Source organism: Streptomyces griseoloalbus (assembly GCA_014650015.1).
GTDB lineage: Bacteria > Actinomycetota > Actinomycetes > Streptomycetales > Streptomycetaceae > Streptomyces > Streptomyces griseoloalbus.
The window spans coordinates 1-578 of the sequence record BMUD01000141.1 but is presented as its reverse complement, the minus strand read 5'-3'; the positions used below and the strand labels follow the sequence as shown (position 1 = coordinate 578).

1 pseudogene is annotated in these 578 nt (G+C 69.6%); it reads left to right on the top strand.

From position 1 onward, the window contains the following. Positions 1-578 (top strand): annotated as a pseudogene (locus IE178_RS35290) (ISL3-like element IS2001 family transposase); the annotation flags it as partial.

Below are 578 nucleotides of genomic sequence, written 5' to 3'. Positions count from 1 at the left end.
GAGCACGTGTGGCGCCACGGCGCGTTCGGCGACCGGTACGTGACCGTGATCGTCGACCTGACCCCGCGTTGCGACGGCAGGCCGGCAAGACTGCTGGACATGGTGCCGGGCCGTTCCGCCCAGGTGCTTCGCGAATGGATGCAGGCGCGCGGCGGCGAGTTCACAAGACGCGTCGGGGTGGTCGCCATGGACGCGTTCGCCGGCTGGAAGCAGGCCGTCGAATCCGTCGTGCCCCACGCGGTCGAGGTCATCGACCCGTTCCACGTCGTGCAACTGGCCGCCGCCCGCGTCACCAAGGTGCGCTGCCGCCTGCAACGCGACGCCACCGGCAGGCGCGGTGTCAAGGGCGACAGGCTCTACGACTGCAGGCGCGCCCTGCTGACCAGCGACGAATACCTCGGCGCACGCGGCCGTGCCAGACTCATGGCCCTGTTCGCCATCCAGGCCAACCGCGACCTCATGCTCGCCCACGACGCCTACCAAAGGGTCATACACGCCTACCGGTGCGACGACAGGCGACGCGGCGAACGCATGATGCGCGAGCTGATCGACGACCTGACCGGACCGGGGCGCTACAA